At 69.5% G+C, this 15567-nt stretch carries 15 protein-coding genes; 13 read left to right on the forward strand and 2 right to left on the reverse strand.

Translation table 11 applies throughout. The annotated features are described in order from the left end of the window. The first annotated feature begins 95 nt into the window (after nucleotides 1–95). The 7 genes from dgoD to ATK36_RS18075 all read left to right on the forward strand — a co-directional run bounded on the left by dgoD (nucleotide 96) and on the right by ATK36_RS18075 (nucleotide 7022). On the forward strand, nucleotides 96–1244 hold the full coding sequence (dgoD, locus tag ATK36_RS18045) for a galactonate dehydratase (RefSeq protein ID WP_098512624.1): 1149 nt from the start codon (nucleotides 96–98) through the stop codon (nucleotides 1242–1244). Nucleotides 1245–1389: 145 nt separating this feature from the next. Continuing rightward, nucleotides 1390–2817 (forward strand): adenylosuccinate lyase, encoded by a 1428-nt coding sequence (purB, locus tag ATK36_RS18050; protein ID WP_098512625.1) that lies wholly within the window; start codon nucleotides 1390–1392, stop codon nucleotides 2815–2817. A gap of 138 nt (nucleotides 2818–2955) precedes the next feature. Beyond that, nucleotides 2956–3759, forward strand: a complete 804-nt coding sequence (locus ATK36_RS18055) for a substrate-binding periplasmic protein (RefSeq protein ID WP_098512626.1) — start codon at nucleotides 2956–2958, stop codon at nucleotides 3757–3759. A gap of 69 nt (nucleotides 3760–3828) precedes the next feature. Further along, nucleotides 3829–4590: an ABC transporter substrate-binding protein gene (locus ATK36_RS18060; protein ID WP_098512627.1), complete on the forward strand. Its 762-nt coding sequence runs from the start codon at nucleotides 3829–3831 to the stop codon at nucleotides 4588–4590. A 4-nt stretch (nucleotides 4591–4594) separates the two neighbouring features. Continuing rightward, nucleotides 4595–5338 (forward strand): amino acid ABC transporter permease, encoded by a 744-nt coding sequence (locus ATK36_RS18065; protein WP_098512628.1) that lies wholly within the window; start codon nucleotides 4595–4597, stop codon nucleotides 5336–5338. After that, complete coding sequence (locus tag ATK36_RS18070; RefSeq protein WP_098512629.1) at nucleotides 5335–6078, forward strand: amino acid ABC transporter ATP-binding protein; 744 nt, start codon at nucleotides 5335–5337, stop codon at nucleotides 6076–6078. Before ATK36_RS18065 ends, ATK36_RS18070 begins: the two co-directional genes overlap by 4 nt. A gap of 56 nt (nucleotides 6079–6134) precedes the next feature. After that, nucleotides 6135–7022 (forward strand): MOSC domain-containing protein, encoded by an 888-nt coding sequence (locus tag ATK36_RS18075; protein WP_141544480.1) that lies wholly within the window; start codon nucleotides 6135–6137, stop codon nucleotides 7020–7022. Here the strand turns inward: ATK36_RS18075 and ATK36_RS18080 are convergent. Further along, nucleotides 6905–7693 carry an SAM hydrolase/SAM-dependent halogenase family protein gene (locus tag ATK36_RS18080; protein WP_098514970.1) on the reverse strand — a complete coding sequence of 263 codons (789 nt, stop codon included), beginning with the start codon at nucleotides 7691–7693 and terminating at the stop codon, nucleotides 6905–6907. The genes ATK36_RS18075 and ATK36_RS18080 overlap by 118 nt on opposite strands. Nucleotides 7694–7740: 47 nt before the next feature. On the opposite strand from ATK36_RS18080, the gene ATK36_RS18085 reads away from it, so the two are divergent. From ATK36_RS18085 to ATK36_RS18100, 4 genes are all read left to right on the forward strand, one after another. Then, the gene (locus tag ATK36_RS18085) at nucleotides 7741–8622 is read left to right on the forward strand and encodes a phosphoribosylaminoimidazolesuccinocarboxamide synthase (protein ID WP_098512630.1); all 882 of its coding nucleotides are present in this window, start codon (nucleotides 7741–7743) and stop codon (nucleotides 8620–8622) included. Between the two features lie 95 nt (nucleotides 8623–8717). Continuing rightward, complete coding sequence (locus ATK36_RS18090; RefSeq protein ID WP_098512631.1) at nucleotides 8718–9551, forward strand: helix-turn-helix domain-containing protein; 834 nt, start codon at nucleotides 8718–8720, stop codon at nucleotides 9549–9551. A gap of 579 nt (nucleotides 9552–10130) precedes the next feature. Further along, entirely contained in the window at nucleotides 10131–10649 is a 519-nt protein-coding gene (locus tag ATK36_RS18095; RefSeq protein ID WP_098512632.1) for an NADPH-dependent FMN reductase, read from the forward strand. Between the two features lie 703 nt (nucleotides 10650–11352). After that, nucleotides 11353–12039, forward strand: coding sequence for a DUF2334 domain-containing protein (locus tag ATK36_RS18100; RefSeq protein ID WP_098514971.1), 687 nt, complete (start codon nucleotides 11353–11355; stop codon nucleotides 12037–12039). Between the two features lie 4 nt (nucleotides 12040–12043). Here ATK36_RS18100 and ATK36_RS18105 read toward each other — a convergent pair whose 3' ends face one another. Continuing rightward, on the reverse strand, nucleotides 12044–12679 hold the full coding sequence (locus tag ATK36_RS18105; RefSeq protein WP_098512633.1) for an MBL fold metallo-hydrolase: 636 nt from the start codon (nucleotides 12677–12679) through the stop codon (nucleotides 12044–12046). A 208-nt stretch (nucleotides 12680–12887) separates the two neighbouring features. On the opposite strand from ATK36_RS18105, the gene ATK36_RS18110 reads away from it, so the two are divergent. Further along, nucleotides 12888–14384: an aldehyde dehydrogenase family protein gene (locus ATK36_RS18110; RefSeq protein ID WP_098512634.1), complete on the forward strand. Its 1497-nt coding sequence runs from the start codon at nucleotides 12888–12890 to the stop codon at nucleotides 14382–14384. An 11-nt stretch (nucleotides 14385–14395) separates the two neighbouring features. Then, nucleotides 14396–15559 (forward strand): alpha-hydroxy-acid oxidizing protein, encoded by a 1164-nt coding sequence (locus ATK36_RS18115; RefSeq protein ID WP_098512635.1) that lies wholly within the window; start codon nucleotides 14396–14398, stop codon nucleotides 15557–15559. Nucleotides 15560–15567: the final 8 nt, after the last annotated feature.

Raw genomic sequence — 15567 nt, forward strand, 5'->3', positions numbered from 1 at the left:
CATGGTTGCCAGCCGGGCAGTTGAAATACTAATTTAGTATTTATTCGCGGGCCAGGCCGGCCCGGGAGGAGAGTCTCCGAGGAGGTGGCATCCGGATGAAGATCACCGGGATCGAGACGTTCCTGGTCGCTCCGCGCTGGCTGTTTCTCAAGGTCAGCACGGATGAAGGCAGCTGCGGCTGGGGTGAGCCCGTGGTCGAGGGCCGGGCGGGTACGGTCCGCGCGGCCGTGCACGAGCTGGCCGAGCTGGTCGTCGGCAAGGATCCGCTGCGGATCGAGGAGCACTGGCAGGTGCTGCGCCGAGGCGGGTTCTACCGGGGTGGGCCGGTGCTCTCCAGCGCGCTGGCCGGGATCGACCATGCGCTGTGGGACATCGCCGGGAAGGCGCGCGGCGTGCCGGTGCACGAGCTGCTCGGCGGCCCGGTCCGCGATCGGGTGCGGGTGTACTCCTGGGTCGGCGGCGATCGTCCGTCCGGCATTTTCGACGCGGTGTCCGCGCAGGTCGCCGCCGGGTTTACGGCGGTGAAGATGAACGTCGCCGGCCCGCTGGCCCCGATCGCCTCACCCGCCGAGGCGAACGCCGCCCTCGCCCGCGCCCGGCAGGCGCGCGAGGCCCTCGGCCCGGACCGCGACCTGGCGATCGACTTCCACGGCCGCGTCTCCCCGGCCATGGCGCGGCGGCTGCTGAAGATGCTCGAAGAAGTCCAGCCGATGTTCGTCGAGGAACCAATCCTGCCCGAACTGCCCGCGACGGCGCTCGCGTCCGTGGTCGAGACCTCCACCGTCCCGATCGCGACCGGGGAACGGCTCTACTCGCGCTGGGAGTTCAAACCGGTACTGGACGCCGGGGTCGCCGTGGTCCAGCCGGACCCGTCACACGCCGGCGGCATCTCCGAACTGCGGCGGATCGCCTCACTCGCGGAGATCTACGGCGCGCACCTCGCCCCACACTGCCCACTCGGCCCGATCTCACTCGCCGCCGCCTTGCAGGTCGCGTTCGCGACGCCGAATTTCCTGATCCAGGAACAGAGTTTCGGTATGCACTACCACGATGGCCGCGAGCCGGTGGCTTATCTGGCCGACTCCGCGCTGTTCCGGTTCACCGACGGGTACGCGGCCCGCCCGCTCGCCCCCGGGCTCGGCGTCGAGATCGACGAGGGGGCCGTCCGGCGGGCCGATGAAGCCGGGCACGAGTGGCGGTCGCCGGTGTGGCGGTTGGCGGATGGGGGATTGGCTGAATGGTGAGGCTTCGTGATCGCGCGACCGCTGCACCCGGCAGAACGGCTGTGAAGGGGCCCTTCACGGACTCAGAGTCCGTGAAGGGCCCCTTCACAGCTGGGTAGCCACGGTCCCACCCAACCGCCCTGACCTGCGCAGGTATCGTGGTCCCGTGACGGACAAGCCTCGTATTCCCAACGTGCTCGCCGCCCGGTACGCCTCGCCCGAGCTGGTGCGGTTGTGGTCCCCGGAGCGCAAAGTGGTGCTGGAGCGCCAGTTGTGGCTCGCTGTGCTGCGTGCGCAGAGTGAGCTGGGGGTCGAGGTGCCCGACGGGGTGCTCGCCGACTACGAGGGGGTCGTCGAGCAGGTCGATCTCGACTCCATCGCCGCCCGGGAGCGCGTGACCCGGCACGACGTGAAGGCTCGCATCGAGGAGTTCAACGCGCTCGCCGGGCACGAGCACGTGCACAAGGGCATGACCTCGCGCGACCTCACCGAGAACGTCGAGCAGTTGCAGCAGTTGCGTTCCCTGGAGCTGATCCGCGGCCGCGTCGCCGCGGTGCTGGCGCGGCTGGCCGCGCTCGGGGTGGAGCATTCCGACCTGGTGATGGCGGGGCGTTCGCACAACGTCGCCGCGCAGGCCACGACGCTGGGCAAGCGGTTCGCCACGGCGGCGGACGAGTTGCTGGTCGCCTTCGCCCGGCTCGACGAGCTGATCGGCCGTTACCCGCTGCGCGGGATCAAGGGGCCGGTCGGCACCGCGCAGGACATGCTCGACCTGCTCGGGGACGAGTCCGCGCTGGCGCGGCTGGAGACCCGGATCGCCGAGCATCTCGGATTCGCCAACCACTTCGTCAGTGTCGGCCAGGTCTATCCGCGCTCGCTCGACTTCGACGTACTGTCCACTGTGGTCCAGCTGGCCGCCGCGCCGTCCAGCCTGGCCAAGACGATCCGGCTGATGGCCGGGCACGAGCTGGTCACGGAGGGCTTCAAACCCGGCCAGGTCGGCTCGTCGGCCATGCCGCACAAGATGAACACCCGCTCCTGTGAGCGCGTGAACGGGCTCGCCGTGGTGCTGCGCGGCTACCTGTCGATGATCGGCGAGCTGGCCGGCGACCAGTGGAACGAGGGCGACGTCTCGGATTCGGTGGTACGCCGGGTCGCGCTGCCGGACGCGTTCTTCGCTCTCGACGGGCTGCTGGAGACCTTCCTCACGGTGCTGGGCGAATTCGGCGCCTTCCCGGCCGTGGTGGAGCGTGAGCTTGATCGCTATCTCCCGTTCCTGGCCACGACGAAGGTGCTGATGGCCTCGGTACGCCGCGGCGTCGGCCGGGAGACCGCGCACGAGGCGATCAAGGAGAACGCGGTCGGCGTCGCGCTGGCGATGCGCGAGCGCGGCGCGGAGAACGACCTGCTCGACCGGCTCGCCGCCGACGAACGGCTCCCGCTCGACCGTGCTGAGCTCGACGATCTGCTCGCCGACCGGATCTCGTTCACCGGCGTCGCCCCGCGGCAGGTGGAGGAGGTCGCCCGCCGGGTGGCGGACGTGCTCAAGCGGTTCCCGGACGCCGCGGCCTACACCCCGCAGCCGATCCTGTGATCATCCGCACCACGTCCACCGGCTGAGACGGGCTTACCCCGACGAGCGAAATCCTTAACCTCGGACGCCGAAACCCTGCAAGTGCCAGGTCGCACCCGCGGCCTGGCACTTCTTGCCGTGCGGACCAGGAAGAAGCCCATGAGAAAGCTCCTCAGCACCCTCGTACTCGTCGTGACCGCCACCGCCGGGCTCGCCGCCTGTGGTTCGTCCGGCGACGCCGGGCAGACCCTGCGGGTCGGCACCCTCGCCGACGCCCCGCCGAGCATCTTCCTCCAGGATGGCCGGTTCACCGGGTATGACAACGAGCTGCTGAGGGACATCGCCCAGCGCGAGGGCTTCCAGGTCGAGTTCGTCGGCACCGAGTTCGCCACGCTGCTGGGCAAGGTGGCCGGCGGGCAGCTCGACATCGGCAGCTCGACGATCTCCGCGACCGGTGCGCGCAAGAAGACCGTGGCGTTCTCGAACGGCTACGACACGAGCTACACCACCGTGGTCACGAAAAAGGGCGCCGCGCTGAGCGGTCCGGGTTCGTTCGCGGGCAAGCGGCTGGGCGTGGTGCAGGGCTCGGTGCAGGACGAGTTCGCGGCGAAGCTCGCCGGCGCCGAGGTCGTGCGGTTCCCGGACTACAACGCCGGGTTCGCCCAGCTGCGCAGCGGCGGGCTGGACGGCTGGGTGGTGCCGAAGGACATCGGCCAGAAGTACTTCGACCAGAACCCGGCGGTACCACTGGAATTCGGCTACACCGTGCTGGACAAGGACACCCCATCCGCGTTCGCGGTGGCCAAATCGAACACCGACCTGCTAAACAAGATCAACGACGGGCTGGCCAAGGCGATCGCGGACGGTACCGCCGCCAGGCTGCACGCGCAGTTCTACCGGTCCGCGCCGATCGCGAAGGAACTCGACAAGGGAGGCTCGGGTCTGCCGGTGAAGAACTCGTGAATAAGCCCGGCAGTTGGCATAAGATTCACCGTCTGGTCCGGTCGAAGAGCGCGGAAGCCTAGGAGTGACATGAAGAAGCTGATGGTCACCGCTGTCGCGGCGGCGCTGGTCGCCGGGCTCACCGCCTGCGACGGCGCGGACAGCGACACGCTGCGGGTCGGCACGCTGAGCGACTCCCGGCCCAACGCCTACCAGGAAAACGGCACCTACACCGGATTCGACAACGAGCTGCTCCGCGCGATCGCGGACAAGGAGGGGCTCAAGCTGGAGTTCGCGTCCAGCGACTTCTCCGCCCTGCTCGGCCAGGTCGCGAGTGGTTCGTTCGACGTCGGCAGCGGGGGCATCGCGCAGACCGACGAGCGCAAGAAGACGGTGGCGTTCAGCAATCCGTACAACTACCAGTCGCTGGGCATCGAGGCCAAGCCCGAGGCCGGGGTGAGCGACGAGAACTCGTTGTCGGGCAAGCGGGTCGGCGTGGTGCAGGGCACCGTGTCGGACACCTGGCTCGCGGCGAACGCGGCCGCCGCGCAGGCGGTGCGCTTCCCGAACGACGCGGCCGTGGTCAGCGCGCTCACCAGCGGCGGAATCGCCGCGGCGGTGTTCGACCAGGTCTCCGCCGAGGACTACGCGAAGAAGAATCCCGGGCTGAAGGTCACGAAGGTGATCACCACGACCATTCCGCACGGGTTCGCGGTGCGCAAGGGCAACAACGAGCTGCTGGCCAAGCTGAACGACGGGATCAAGAAGGTCATCGCGGACGGCGCCTGGCAGAAGGTGCACCAGCGGTTCGAGCCGGGCCAGCCGGTCCCCGCCGACTTCAAGAGCAAGTGAACAGATGGATCAGTTCTTCGACACGTTCCTCGACTGGGACTACATCTGGCAGGTCTTCCCGGATCTGCTCAAGACCGGGCTGGGCAACACGCTGATCCTGTCCGCCTCTTCGGCGGTGATCGGCACCGCGGGGGGCATGGTGCTGGCGGTGATGGGGCTTTCGGCGAAGCGCTGGCTGCGCTGGCCCGCGCGGGTGTACACGGACATCTTCCGGGGGCTGCCGGCCATCCTCACCATCCTGGTGATCGGCCAGGGCCTGGCCACGCTCGCGCGCGGGCTGGTGGGCACCAGCCCGTATCCGCTGGGCATCCTGGCGCTCAGCCTGATCGCCGGGGCCTACATCGGGGAGATCTTCCGGGCCGGCATCCAGAGTGTCGACAAAGGACAGTTGGAGGCCAGCCGCGCGCTCGGCATGAGCTACAGCAAGGCGATGCTGCTGGTGGTCATCCCGCAGGGGGTGCGCCGGGTGCTGCCCGCGCTGGTGAACCAGTTCATCTCGCTGGTGAAGGATTCGACGCTGGTGTACTTCCTCGGGTTCATCACCTCGCAGCGTGAGCTGTTCCGGATCGGCCAGGACCTCGCGGCCACCACCGGCAACGAATCGCCGCTGGTCGCCGCGGGCTGCGTGTACCTGGTGATCACGATCCCGCTCACGCACCTGGTGAACTACATCGACAAGCGGCTGCAGACCGGCGGCAAGGTGCGCGCCGGTACCGAACTCGCGGCCGGTGAGGCGGTGAAAGCGTGACGACGACAGCGGTGCGGTCCTCTTCGGTGGAACTGCGGGACATCCATGTCTCCTTCGGCACCCTGGAGGTGCTGCGCGGGGTGGATCTGAAGGTGCCGAGCGCGAGTACGACCTGCGTGATCGGCCCGTCCGGCTCGGGCAAGTCGACGCTGCTGCGGTGCGTGAACCGGTTGCAGGAGCCCGATCGGGGCGACCTGCTGCTCGACGGCGAAAGCGTGATCAAGGCCGACCCGGACGTGCTGCGCCAGCGGGTGGGCATGGTCTTCCAGCACTTCAACCTGTTCCCGCATCGCACCGTGCTGGACAACATCGTGCTGCCGCTGCGCAGTGTGCGGAAGCTGTCCAAAGAGGACGCAGCGGAACGGGCGCGGGCGCGGCTGGCCGAGGTGGGGCTTGCGGACAAGGCCCCGTATCGCCCGGCCGCGTTGTCCGGCGGTCAGCAGCAACGGGTGGCGATCGCCCGCGCGCTGGCCATGGAGCCCGAGGTGATGCTGTTCGACGAGGCGACCAGCGCGCTGGATCCGGAACTGGTGAAGGGCATCCTCGACCTGATGGCCGAACTCGCCGGCCGCGGCCTGACCCTGCTCGTGGTGACTCACGAGATGGGCTTCGCGCGCCGCGTGGCCGACGAGGTCGCCTTCATGGACGGCGGCCGCATCGTCGAGCACGGCACTCCGGACCGGATCTTCGACGAGCCGTCGAGCCCCCGGCTGCAGCAGTTCCTCTCGCAAGTCCTCTGACCCCCGCCTCTCCCCGGGAGCCTTGCCGGCCGCGATAGCTGGTTAGGCTGAGCGATATGACGACCGTCTCCCAGCTGACGTATTACCCGATCAAGGGCTGTGCGGGCACGTCGGTGGCGGATGCCGAGGTGACGCCGGCGGGGCTGGCTCACGACCGGTGTTTCGTCATCACCTCGCCGGACGGGGAGTTCCGCAGCCAGCGCCGGTTTCCGGTGCTGGCCGCGGTGCGTCCGCGGGTGCTCGACGGCGGTCGGCGGCTGGCCTTGTCCGCGCCCGGGGTGGAGGATCTCGTGATCGAGGTCCGCCCGGACGGGCGGCGGCAGCCGGCGAGCGTGTTCACCTGGCACGGCGAGGGCGTGCATCAGGGTGCGGACGCGGCCGAGTGGTTTTCCGCGGTGCTGGGTGTGCCGTCGGTGCTGCTCGGGGTCTCGCCCGCGCACGAGCGCGTGACGAGCGGGGAGATCCCCGGCACCACGACGTTCGCGGACGGGCATGCGGTGCTGGTCGCCTCGGAGTCCTCTTTGGACTGTCTGAACGAGCGGATCGCCGCCCGTGGCGGGGAACCGGTGCCGATGGACCGGTTCCGGCCGAACGTGGTGGTGCGCGGGTGGGTGACGCCTTACACCGAGGATTCGGTACGTCGCCTGCGGGCCGGGGGTGTGGAGCTGGGTTACGCCAAGCTGTGCGTGCGCTGCGCGGTGCCGATGGTCGATCAGGCCACCGGCGAACGTCGTGGGCCGGAGCCGATTCGCACGCTCGCGACGTATCGCCGTGACGTCGAGGGCGGGGTTCTGTTCGGCATGAAGGCGGCGGTGCTCCAGCCGGGTCAGCTGGCCGTGGGCGACGCGGTGATGGTGCATTCGCCGGACGAACTCAGCCCGAGCACGGTGGCCGCCGAGCCGCCGTTCACCGCGACCGAGAGCCGGCCCGCCGAATCGGGGTAGACCAGGTTCGCGCCGGGCGGCACGTCGGCGAAGGTCCGGCCGAGTTCCGCGGGTACCGCGATCCGTTCGCTGTGCACGGTGACCGTGCCGGTCAGCCCGGTCAGCTCCAGGTCCGCGGGGGTCGCGGCGAGCTGGACGTTGCCGAAGTGGTCGACGGTGAGCACGTCCGAGACGAGCTTGCTGGGAAACGCCGCGACCAGCGGATCCGGCAGCCGCACGAGGTCTTCCAGAGCAGGTCCGAACGACCCGGGCGCGGCACCGCGAGCCAGGCGCGCGGCGGCGGGTGCGAAGACGTCCCGCCCGTGGAAGGTCGCGTACGCGGGTTCGGGGCCGTCGAGCGCGTAGGCCGCGGTCACCCCGCCGAGGGCGTCGGCGGCCGGGATGAGCAGCCCGTTGTCGGGGCCGACGAGCAAGCCGTGGGCGGTGACGACGACCACGCCGCGTCGTGCGGTCCCGACGCCGGGGTCGACGACGGCGAGGTGCACTGCTTCGGGCAGGTACGGCACGGTCTGCGCAAGGACGGCGGCGCCGTGGCGTACCTGCTGTGGCGGCACGAGGTGGGTCACGTCGAGCACGCGTGCTTCGGGGGCCAGCCGCGCGATGACCCCGTGGCACGCGGCCACGAAGCCATCGCGGAGCCCGTAGTCGGTGGTGAACGAGATCCAGGCCATGACCTGCATCATCCTCGCTCTGTGCGGCCTCGGGTTAGGGTGCAGCGGTGACGACGCTCGCCGATTACCCGAAGATCGCTGCCGGCAAGGTCCGGGAGCTGTACGCGGTCGGAGACGACCACCTGCTGCTGGTCGCTTCGGACCGTATTTCTGCTTACGACTTCGTGCTGGACACGCCGATCCCGGACAAGGGCCGCGTGCTGACGGCAATGAGCGTGTTCTGGTTCGACCAGCTGTCGGACCTGATGCCGAACCACCTTGTCGCGTACGACGATCCGCGCATCCCGGAAGAGGTCCGCGGGCGGGCGTTGCTCGTACGGCGACTTGAGATGCTGCCGGTCGAGGCTGTGGTGCGTGGGTACCTCACGGGGTCCGGGTACGCGGACTACCGGCGTACGGGCGCAGTGTGCGGCGTGCAGCTTCCCGAGGGGCTGACGGAGGCCTCGAAGCTGTCTTCGCCGATCTTCACCCCGGCGACGAAGGCTGACCTCGGCGAGCACGACGAGAACGTGTCGTTCGAGGAGATCGCGGCGAAGATCGGGACGAAGCGAGCGGAAGAGGTTCGCGAGGCGACGCTGACGGTGTACCGCCGCGGGGCGGAGCTGGCCGCGGAGCGCGGGATCCTGCTGGCGGACACGAAGCTGGAGTTCGGGCTGGACGAGACGGGTGCGCTGGTCCTGGCGGACGAGGTGCTGACGCCGGACTCGTCGCGGTACTGGCCGGCGAAGGGCTACGAGCCGGGCAGGGTACAGCCGTCGTTCGACAAGCAGTACGTACGCGACTGGCTGACCGGACCGGAGTCGGGATGGGACCGGAAGTCCGGGGAGAAACCGCCGAGCCTGCCGGAAGAGGTGGTGGAGGCAACGCGACGGAGGTACGTGGAGGCGTACGAGAGGATGACGGGGGAGCGGTTGGAGGAGTGGGGGTAGCGGCAGGCAAGGAGGAGTGGGGTAGCTGCGAGAAGCGGACCTAGCCCCAACTGCCGAACCCCGAAACTGTCGGCACCCCGTGATAAACTGCAACCATGTCATCACCGTACGCAACACCGCGAGCAAGGGCGCTGGGCCTGGAGCTCCGCACGGCACGGAAAAGACGAAGACTGGGCGTACGAGAACTCGCCCGCCTCCTGGGAATGACGCCCGGGTTCGTGACGAACTGGGAACGCGGACTGCGGTTGCCGAAGCCGGAGGACGTGGGGGCGGTACTGGCGCACTGCCGGGTAATCGGCGCAGACCGAAGGCGAATAGTGGAGATGGCGCGCGGAGCGCGCGAGCAGGACTGGATAGCCACCGGCGGCGAAGAGGCGTATCGGGAGTGGGAGAAAACGGCGCGGACAGTGTTCGCGTGGGGCCCGGATCTGGTACCGCCGCTGCTGCAGACGAGCGGGTACGCGCGCGCAGTGCGCGGAGCCGCGAAGGGGGAGGAGGAACAGCCCGCGTGGCGTGAAGCGACCGGGCGGTGCGTACTGGTGGTGGGAGAAACGGCGCTGCGCAGGAGGATCGGCAGCGCGGAGGTGATGACGGAGCAGCTCCGCGGCCTGGGGACGGCACTGGAACTCGACGAGATCGACGTCCGCTTGGTCCCGGCGGAGCAGGAGTACCGGCCGGGGCTCGCCAGGCCGTTCACGATCTTCGATTTCGCCAACCTGCCCACGATCGTGCACGAGCGGCTGCTGAGCGAGAGCGCGAACAGTTCGAGTCCGGTACGCGTGGCGCGCTACCGCGAAGTGGCGGAAACCCTGCTGAATCTGGCCTTGCCGAGATCGGCCGCACAAGCGCTGCTCGCCACGGTGCTCCGGGAATTGTCGGCGGCGGTCGGCACACTGGGGATGAAGGAGTGCCGAGAGGGGGACGCATGAGTGCGGCGCCGGTACCGGACGGCGGTGGCGCAACCGGAATCGGGTGGACGACCCGGTCGTCCGGCAACGGTTCGCAGGTCCGCGCGGCCGCGGTGGAGAGCTGTTCGCCGGCTGCCGCGGTTGGCCGTGTGCCGCGATATTTTCCTTGTGTCACACCGATTCGCGAGCTTCTTCCGATGCGCTGGATTGCCCGGGTGGTGGGTGCGCTGACCCACCGTGGGGTTCTTCCGCTGTCGCAGTGGTTCGCGGTTGCCATTGCGGTGACGGGAAGTCGTCCGCCGCACGTCGGACGTGGCTGTCCGCCGCGCGTTTTTGCTTGCGCAGCAACGAATCCCTGGATTCCGCCAGCACGGCGCGGCTATTCTCCGGACAGTGGGCCGGGCATGTCGCACGATTTTCCCTACCTGGCAACGGTTCACCGATCCCCACGGGCGGCGAGCCCGGTTGCGGCGGGCGCACGGTCGCGGTCTCGCCGATCCGGTCCGCGCCGGGGACCGCCTCCGGTGCCGGTCCGGTTCGCCGGGCGCTGATGTCCGCCACCGCGGGCGCACGGCGGCGGATGGGTGGCACACTGGCCGCGTGATTCTGCTGATCAGCGGGAGCCTGCGGGCGGGTTCGGTCAATGGCGCGGTGCTCGGTACGGCCGCGGGTTTCAGCGAGGCGCAGATTTATCGTGGGCTCGCTGATCTTCCGCACTTCAACCCGGACGACGATCATGATCCGCTGCCTGCCGAGGTGGCCGCGTTGCGGTTGCTGCTCGGGGCGGCGGAGGCGGTGCTGTTCTGCACGCCGGAGTACGCGGGTGGGCTGCCGGGGTCGTTCAAAAACCTGCTCGACTGGGCCATCGGCGGCGGTGAGCTGGACGGTAAGCCGGTCGCCTGGATCAATGCCTCGTCGGTCGCGGCGCCGACCGGCGGTGCCGATGCGCACGCGTCGTTGCGCAAGACGCTGGCCTATGCCGGTGCCCGCATCATCGACGAGGCATGTGTGCGCATCCCGGTCTCGCGCGCCGTGGTCGCGGATGGGCGGCTCACCGATCCCGATCTCGGTGGCCGGATCGCGGTCGTGGTGCGCCGGTTGATCGAAGCTGGCCGGTGAGTCCCGGACCTCCCGCCGGAGTCCGTGAAGGTCTGTGAAGGTCTGTGAAGGGTCCCTTCACGGACTCAGAGTCCGTGAAGGGACCCTTCACAGACCCGAGACAGGTCCCCATCGCACACCCACGAGGTGGTCGCGCCTCGAATAGCTCCGCATCGTGCGTTGCCGGGCGCAATCGATCGAGATGGCAGGCGCGCCGTCGATGATGACGCGGCAGCCACGGCTCTCTCTGCTGATCACGGGTCCTCGACCAACTTTGCCGGGACCCTGGAAGCGGGCCGGTGAGTCCCGGACCTCGGCCCGGTCTTCGCGGATTTCGCCCCGCCCTATCCCGGGTGGCCACCTGATCGTGTCCGACGTTCACCCGGCGCGGGTGCAGCGCGGGTCGATTCCCGCGGTCCGGACTGCGGAGAGTGCACCGGTCCGGGTGCGCGCCTGCCACCACGGTGGCGACTACCTGCGTGCTGTGCCGGCCGCCGGGCTCGTGCCGGTGCAGTGCGAGGAACCGTCGCTGCCGCTGGGCAGCGCGGAGAAGGTAGCGGTCCCGGTGCCGGGGACCCATGGCCGTGGTCACTCGACCGGATGGTTTCGGAGGCGTTCGCCGTGGCCACCGCCGTCCGGTCGCCGGGTAACCCTCATGCGTAGTTCACGGCGTCGTCTCCTGGCCGCCATCGGGTTGCGGCGCAATAGAGCCGTGGATGCTCGCCTGCTGGTTTCGCTGTCCGGGGTCACCCCGCGCACGCTGCACCGCTGCGCGGACTTGGCGACCGAACTCGTGCGCCGTCGCGTCCCGTTGTCGATTCTGCACGTCGCCCGCACTGAGGACGGTCCGGTCACCGCGTGGGTCCGGGCTCGCCGCGAAGCCGGCGATTCCGTGCTGCTGCACGGCTACGACCACAGTGTCCTGCCGACGCACCGCGCCGTGCAGCTGGGCCGCAAAGCGGAGTTCGCCGCGCTGCCCGCGCATGAAGCCCGCCTGCGGCTGATAGCCGCGAAGGCCGCGCTGGACACCACCGGCGTACAGGTCGACGGCTTCGCCCCACCGCGCTGGCTCGCGTCGCAGGGCACACTGCAGGCCCTGCGTGAGCATGGCTTCAGCCTGTGCGCGGACCTGGCCGCAGTGCGGAACCTGCACACTGGCGAGGTAACCCGCGCGCGGGTACAGGAGTTCACGAGTCAGTCCCACCGCACCGAGACGGTCCGCTGCTTCGCGCTGGTGCTGGCAGCCGCCCGTGCAGCCCGTCGTGGCGGCCTCGTCCGGTTGGACATCGACGCGGGCGACCTGGCCCGGCCCGGGCTGCGCCAGGCGTTGTTCGATGCGGTCGACGTGGCGCTGGAGAACCGGGCGTTCGGCAGCACGTACGGCTCGCTCCGCCACGCCGCCGCTGCGTGAAGGATCAGACCGCGGTCCGCGCCCCGCGTTCGAGGACCTTGATCTCGGTGCCTTCCGGCGCGAGGTTCTGGAACAGCCCGTAGTGCATTGCCGGGTTGGCCAGCACCGCCTCGTGGATCGGGACCGAGCGGCGCGGGGCCACCGCGCGCAGGAAGTCCACGGCCTCGCCCGCCTTCAGCCACGGCGCGCCAGTCGGCAGGCCCAGCACGTCGATCCGCTGCTCGGGCACGAAGAACGAGTCACCGGGGTGGTAGAAGGCCCCGTGGCCGAGCACGTAGCCGATGTTCGGGATCACCGGGATGTCCGGATGGATCACCGCATGGTCGCCGCCGACCACAGTGACCGGGGTCGAGCCGATCTCGAAGGCCTCGCCGGGACGGGCGACCTCGTGGTCCAGGCCCAGCTTCCGCACGGTCTCGGCGGACCCGGGGTCCACGATCAGCTGCGCGTCCGGGTTCGCGGCCAGCAGAGCGGGCAGCCGTTCGGTGTCCAGATGGTCGAAGTGCTGGTGGGTGATCAGCACCGCGGACAGCTCGCGCTCGCCCTCGAACGCGGTCGAAAACGTGCCCGGGTCGATCAGGATCCGCTCGGAATCGGTTTCGAGCACCACGCACGCATGTCCGAAATGGACGAACTGCATCGAGCTTCTCCTTCTCGCCTGGTCGGTTCACCCTATGCCCGGCCACGCATGATTCGCCACGGGCGCGTGGTCCTGCCCGGCGTGCGGATCGGCGGGGTTCCGCCCCGGGCGAGGCGGTGCGATGCTGATCAGTACGCCCTGCAGACAGTTGTTGGCAGACGGCCAGCAGCCTCGTAGCCTGGGATGAACCGGAAATGGGGAGACGCCGATGACCGCCGTTCAGCCTAAGCCGACTCCGGTCGGTGAGACGTTCGACTCACTCAACCCGGCGACCGACGAGGTGGTCGGCACGTATGCGGTGCACACGGCCGACGAGGTCCGCGCGGCGGTTGAGCGTGCGCGCGGCGCTGCGCTGTGGTGGGAGGGCCTCGGCTACGTGGGCCGCGCGGAGCGGCTTCAGCGGTGGAAGGGCGTGCTCACGCGGCGGTTGCCGCAGCTGTGCCAGGCGGTACGCGACGAGACCGGTAAGCCACTCAGGGACGCCCAGCTGGAGAGCGTGCTCGCGATCGAGCACATCTCCTGGGCGGCGAAGCACGCGCGCAAGGTGCTGGGCCGCCAGCGCCGTTCTGCCGGGCTGCTGATGGCCAACCAGGCGGCGACGGTCGAGTACCGCCCGCTCGGCGTAGTCGGCGTGATCGGCCCATGGAACTACCCGGTGTACACGCCGCTCGGTTCGATCACGTACGCGCTCGCCGCGGGCAACGCGGTGGTGTTCAAGCCGAGCGAGTACACGCCCGGCGTGGGGAAGTGGCTGGTCGACGCGTTCGCCGAGATCGTGCCGGAGCAGCCGGTGCTGCAGTTGATCACCGGCTTCGGGGAGACGGGCGGCGCGTTGGTGGGCGCCGGCGTGGACAAGGTCGCGTTCACCGGATCGACCGCCACCGGGAAGAAGATCATGGCGGCGGCGGCGAACACGCTCACCCCGGTGGTGATCGAGGCCGGCGGCAAGGACCCGCTGCTGGTCGACGTGGACGCGGACCTCGATGCAGCGGCGGACGCCACGGTCTGGGGAGCGTTCTCGAACTCCGGGCAGACCTGTATCGGCGTGGAGCGGGCGTACGTGCATGAGCGCGTGTACGACGACTTCGTGGCGAAGGTGGTCGAGAAGGCGAAGGACGTACGCGCGGGCTCTGATGCAGCCGCGCAGTACGGTCCGGTGACCATGCCGTCGCAGCTCGGCGTGATCCGTCGCCACATCGCGGACGCTGTCGAGCGCGGCGGGAAGGCGCTCGTAGGCGGTGTAGACAGCGTCGATGACCGGTACGCCCAGCCGACGGTGCTGGTGGATGTCCCCGAAGACGCCGAGGCAGTCCGTGAAGAGACCTTCGGGCCGACGGTCACCATCGCGAAGGTTCGAGACATGGACGAAGCCATCGAGAAGGCAAATGCCACGAAGTACGGCCTCGGTTCCACGGTCTTCTCGAAGTCTCGCGGTGTCGCGCTGGCTTCGCGGCTGCGTGCGGGCATGACGTCGATCAACGCGCCACTGTCGTTCGCCGGGATCGCTTCGCTGCCCTTCGGCGGCGTCGGGGAATCCGGGTTCGGCCGGATCCACGGTCCGGAAGGCCTGCGCGAATTCTCCCGGCCGAAGGCGGTCGCGCGTCAGCGGTTCACCGCACCGATCACGCTCACTTCCTTCAATCGCAAGGCATCCGCCGACCCGATGGTGGCCAGGCTGATCACCTTCCTCCACGGAAAACGCTGAGGAGTGACTCGTTGCCCAGCTTCGGCGACTACCAGAACGAGATCTACCTGGCCGGGCTGGCGGGCCGGGTGCCGTCGCTGCCGATGGCGTACACGGAGCTGGAAGCACGTGCCGCGCAGGCACTTCCACCGTCAGTACTGTCCTATGTGGCCGGTGGTGCGGGGAATGAGCGCACTCAGCGGGCGAATGTGGGAGCCTTCGAACGGTGGGGCCTGATGCCCCGGATGTTCGTCGGTGCCACGGATCGTGACCTGTCCGTGGACCTGTTCGGCCTGCACCTGCCGACCCCGCTGTTCCTGTCGCCGATCGGCGTGCTCGGCATCTGCGCGCAGGACGGCCACGGCGACCGCGCCACCGCGCGCGCCGCGGCGCGCACCGGGGTGCCGATGGTCGCGTCCACCCTCAGCGCCGATCCGATGGAGCAGGTGGTCCCCGAGCTGGGTGACACTCCCGGCTTCTTCCAGCTCTACACCCCGACCGACCGCGCGCTGGCCGAATCGCTGGTCGCGCGGGCGGAGGCGGCCGGGTTCCGTGGCATCGTGGTCACCCTCGACACCTGGGTCACCGGCTGGCGGCCGCGGGATCTGGCCACGGCGAACTTCCCCCAGCTGCGGGGGCACTGCCTGGCGAACTACACCAGCGACCCGAGGTTCCGGAAGCTGCTGGGCCAGGACCCGGAGGCCGATCCGCGGGCCACCGTCGGCACCTGGGCCCAGGTCTTCGGCAACCCCCTGACCTGGGACGATCTCCCCTGGCTGCGGTCGCTGACGGATCTGCCGCTGCTGGTGAAGGGCATCCAGCACCCTGATGACGCCCGCCGTGCCATCGACGGTGGCGTGGACGGCATCTACTGCTCCAACCACGGCGGGCGGCAGGCCGACGGCGGACTGCCCGCCCTGGACTGCCTCGCCGAGGTCGTCGACGCGGCGGACGGCGTGCCGGTCCTGTTCGATTCCGGAATCCGCTCCGGCGCGGACGTGATCAAGGCACTCGCCCTCGGCGCCACCGCGGTCGGCATCGGCCGTCCGTACGCCTGGGGCCTGTCGCTGGCCGGTACCGACGGGGTGGTGCACGTGCTGCGCACCATCCTGGCCGAGGCCGACCTGATCATGGGCGTCGACGGGTATCCGGCGCTGGCCGACCTGACCAGGGAGACGCTTCGGCGCGTGAATTGAGCCGCTGA

It is taken from the genome of Amycolatopsis sulphurea (assembly GCF_002564045.1).
Lineage (GTDB): Bacteria > Actinomycetota > Actinomycetes > Mycobacteriales > Pseudonocardiaceae > Amycolatopsis > Amycolatopsis sulphurea.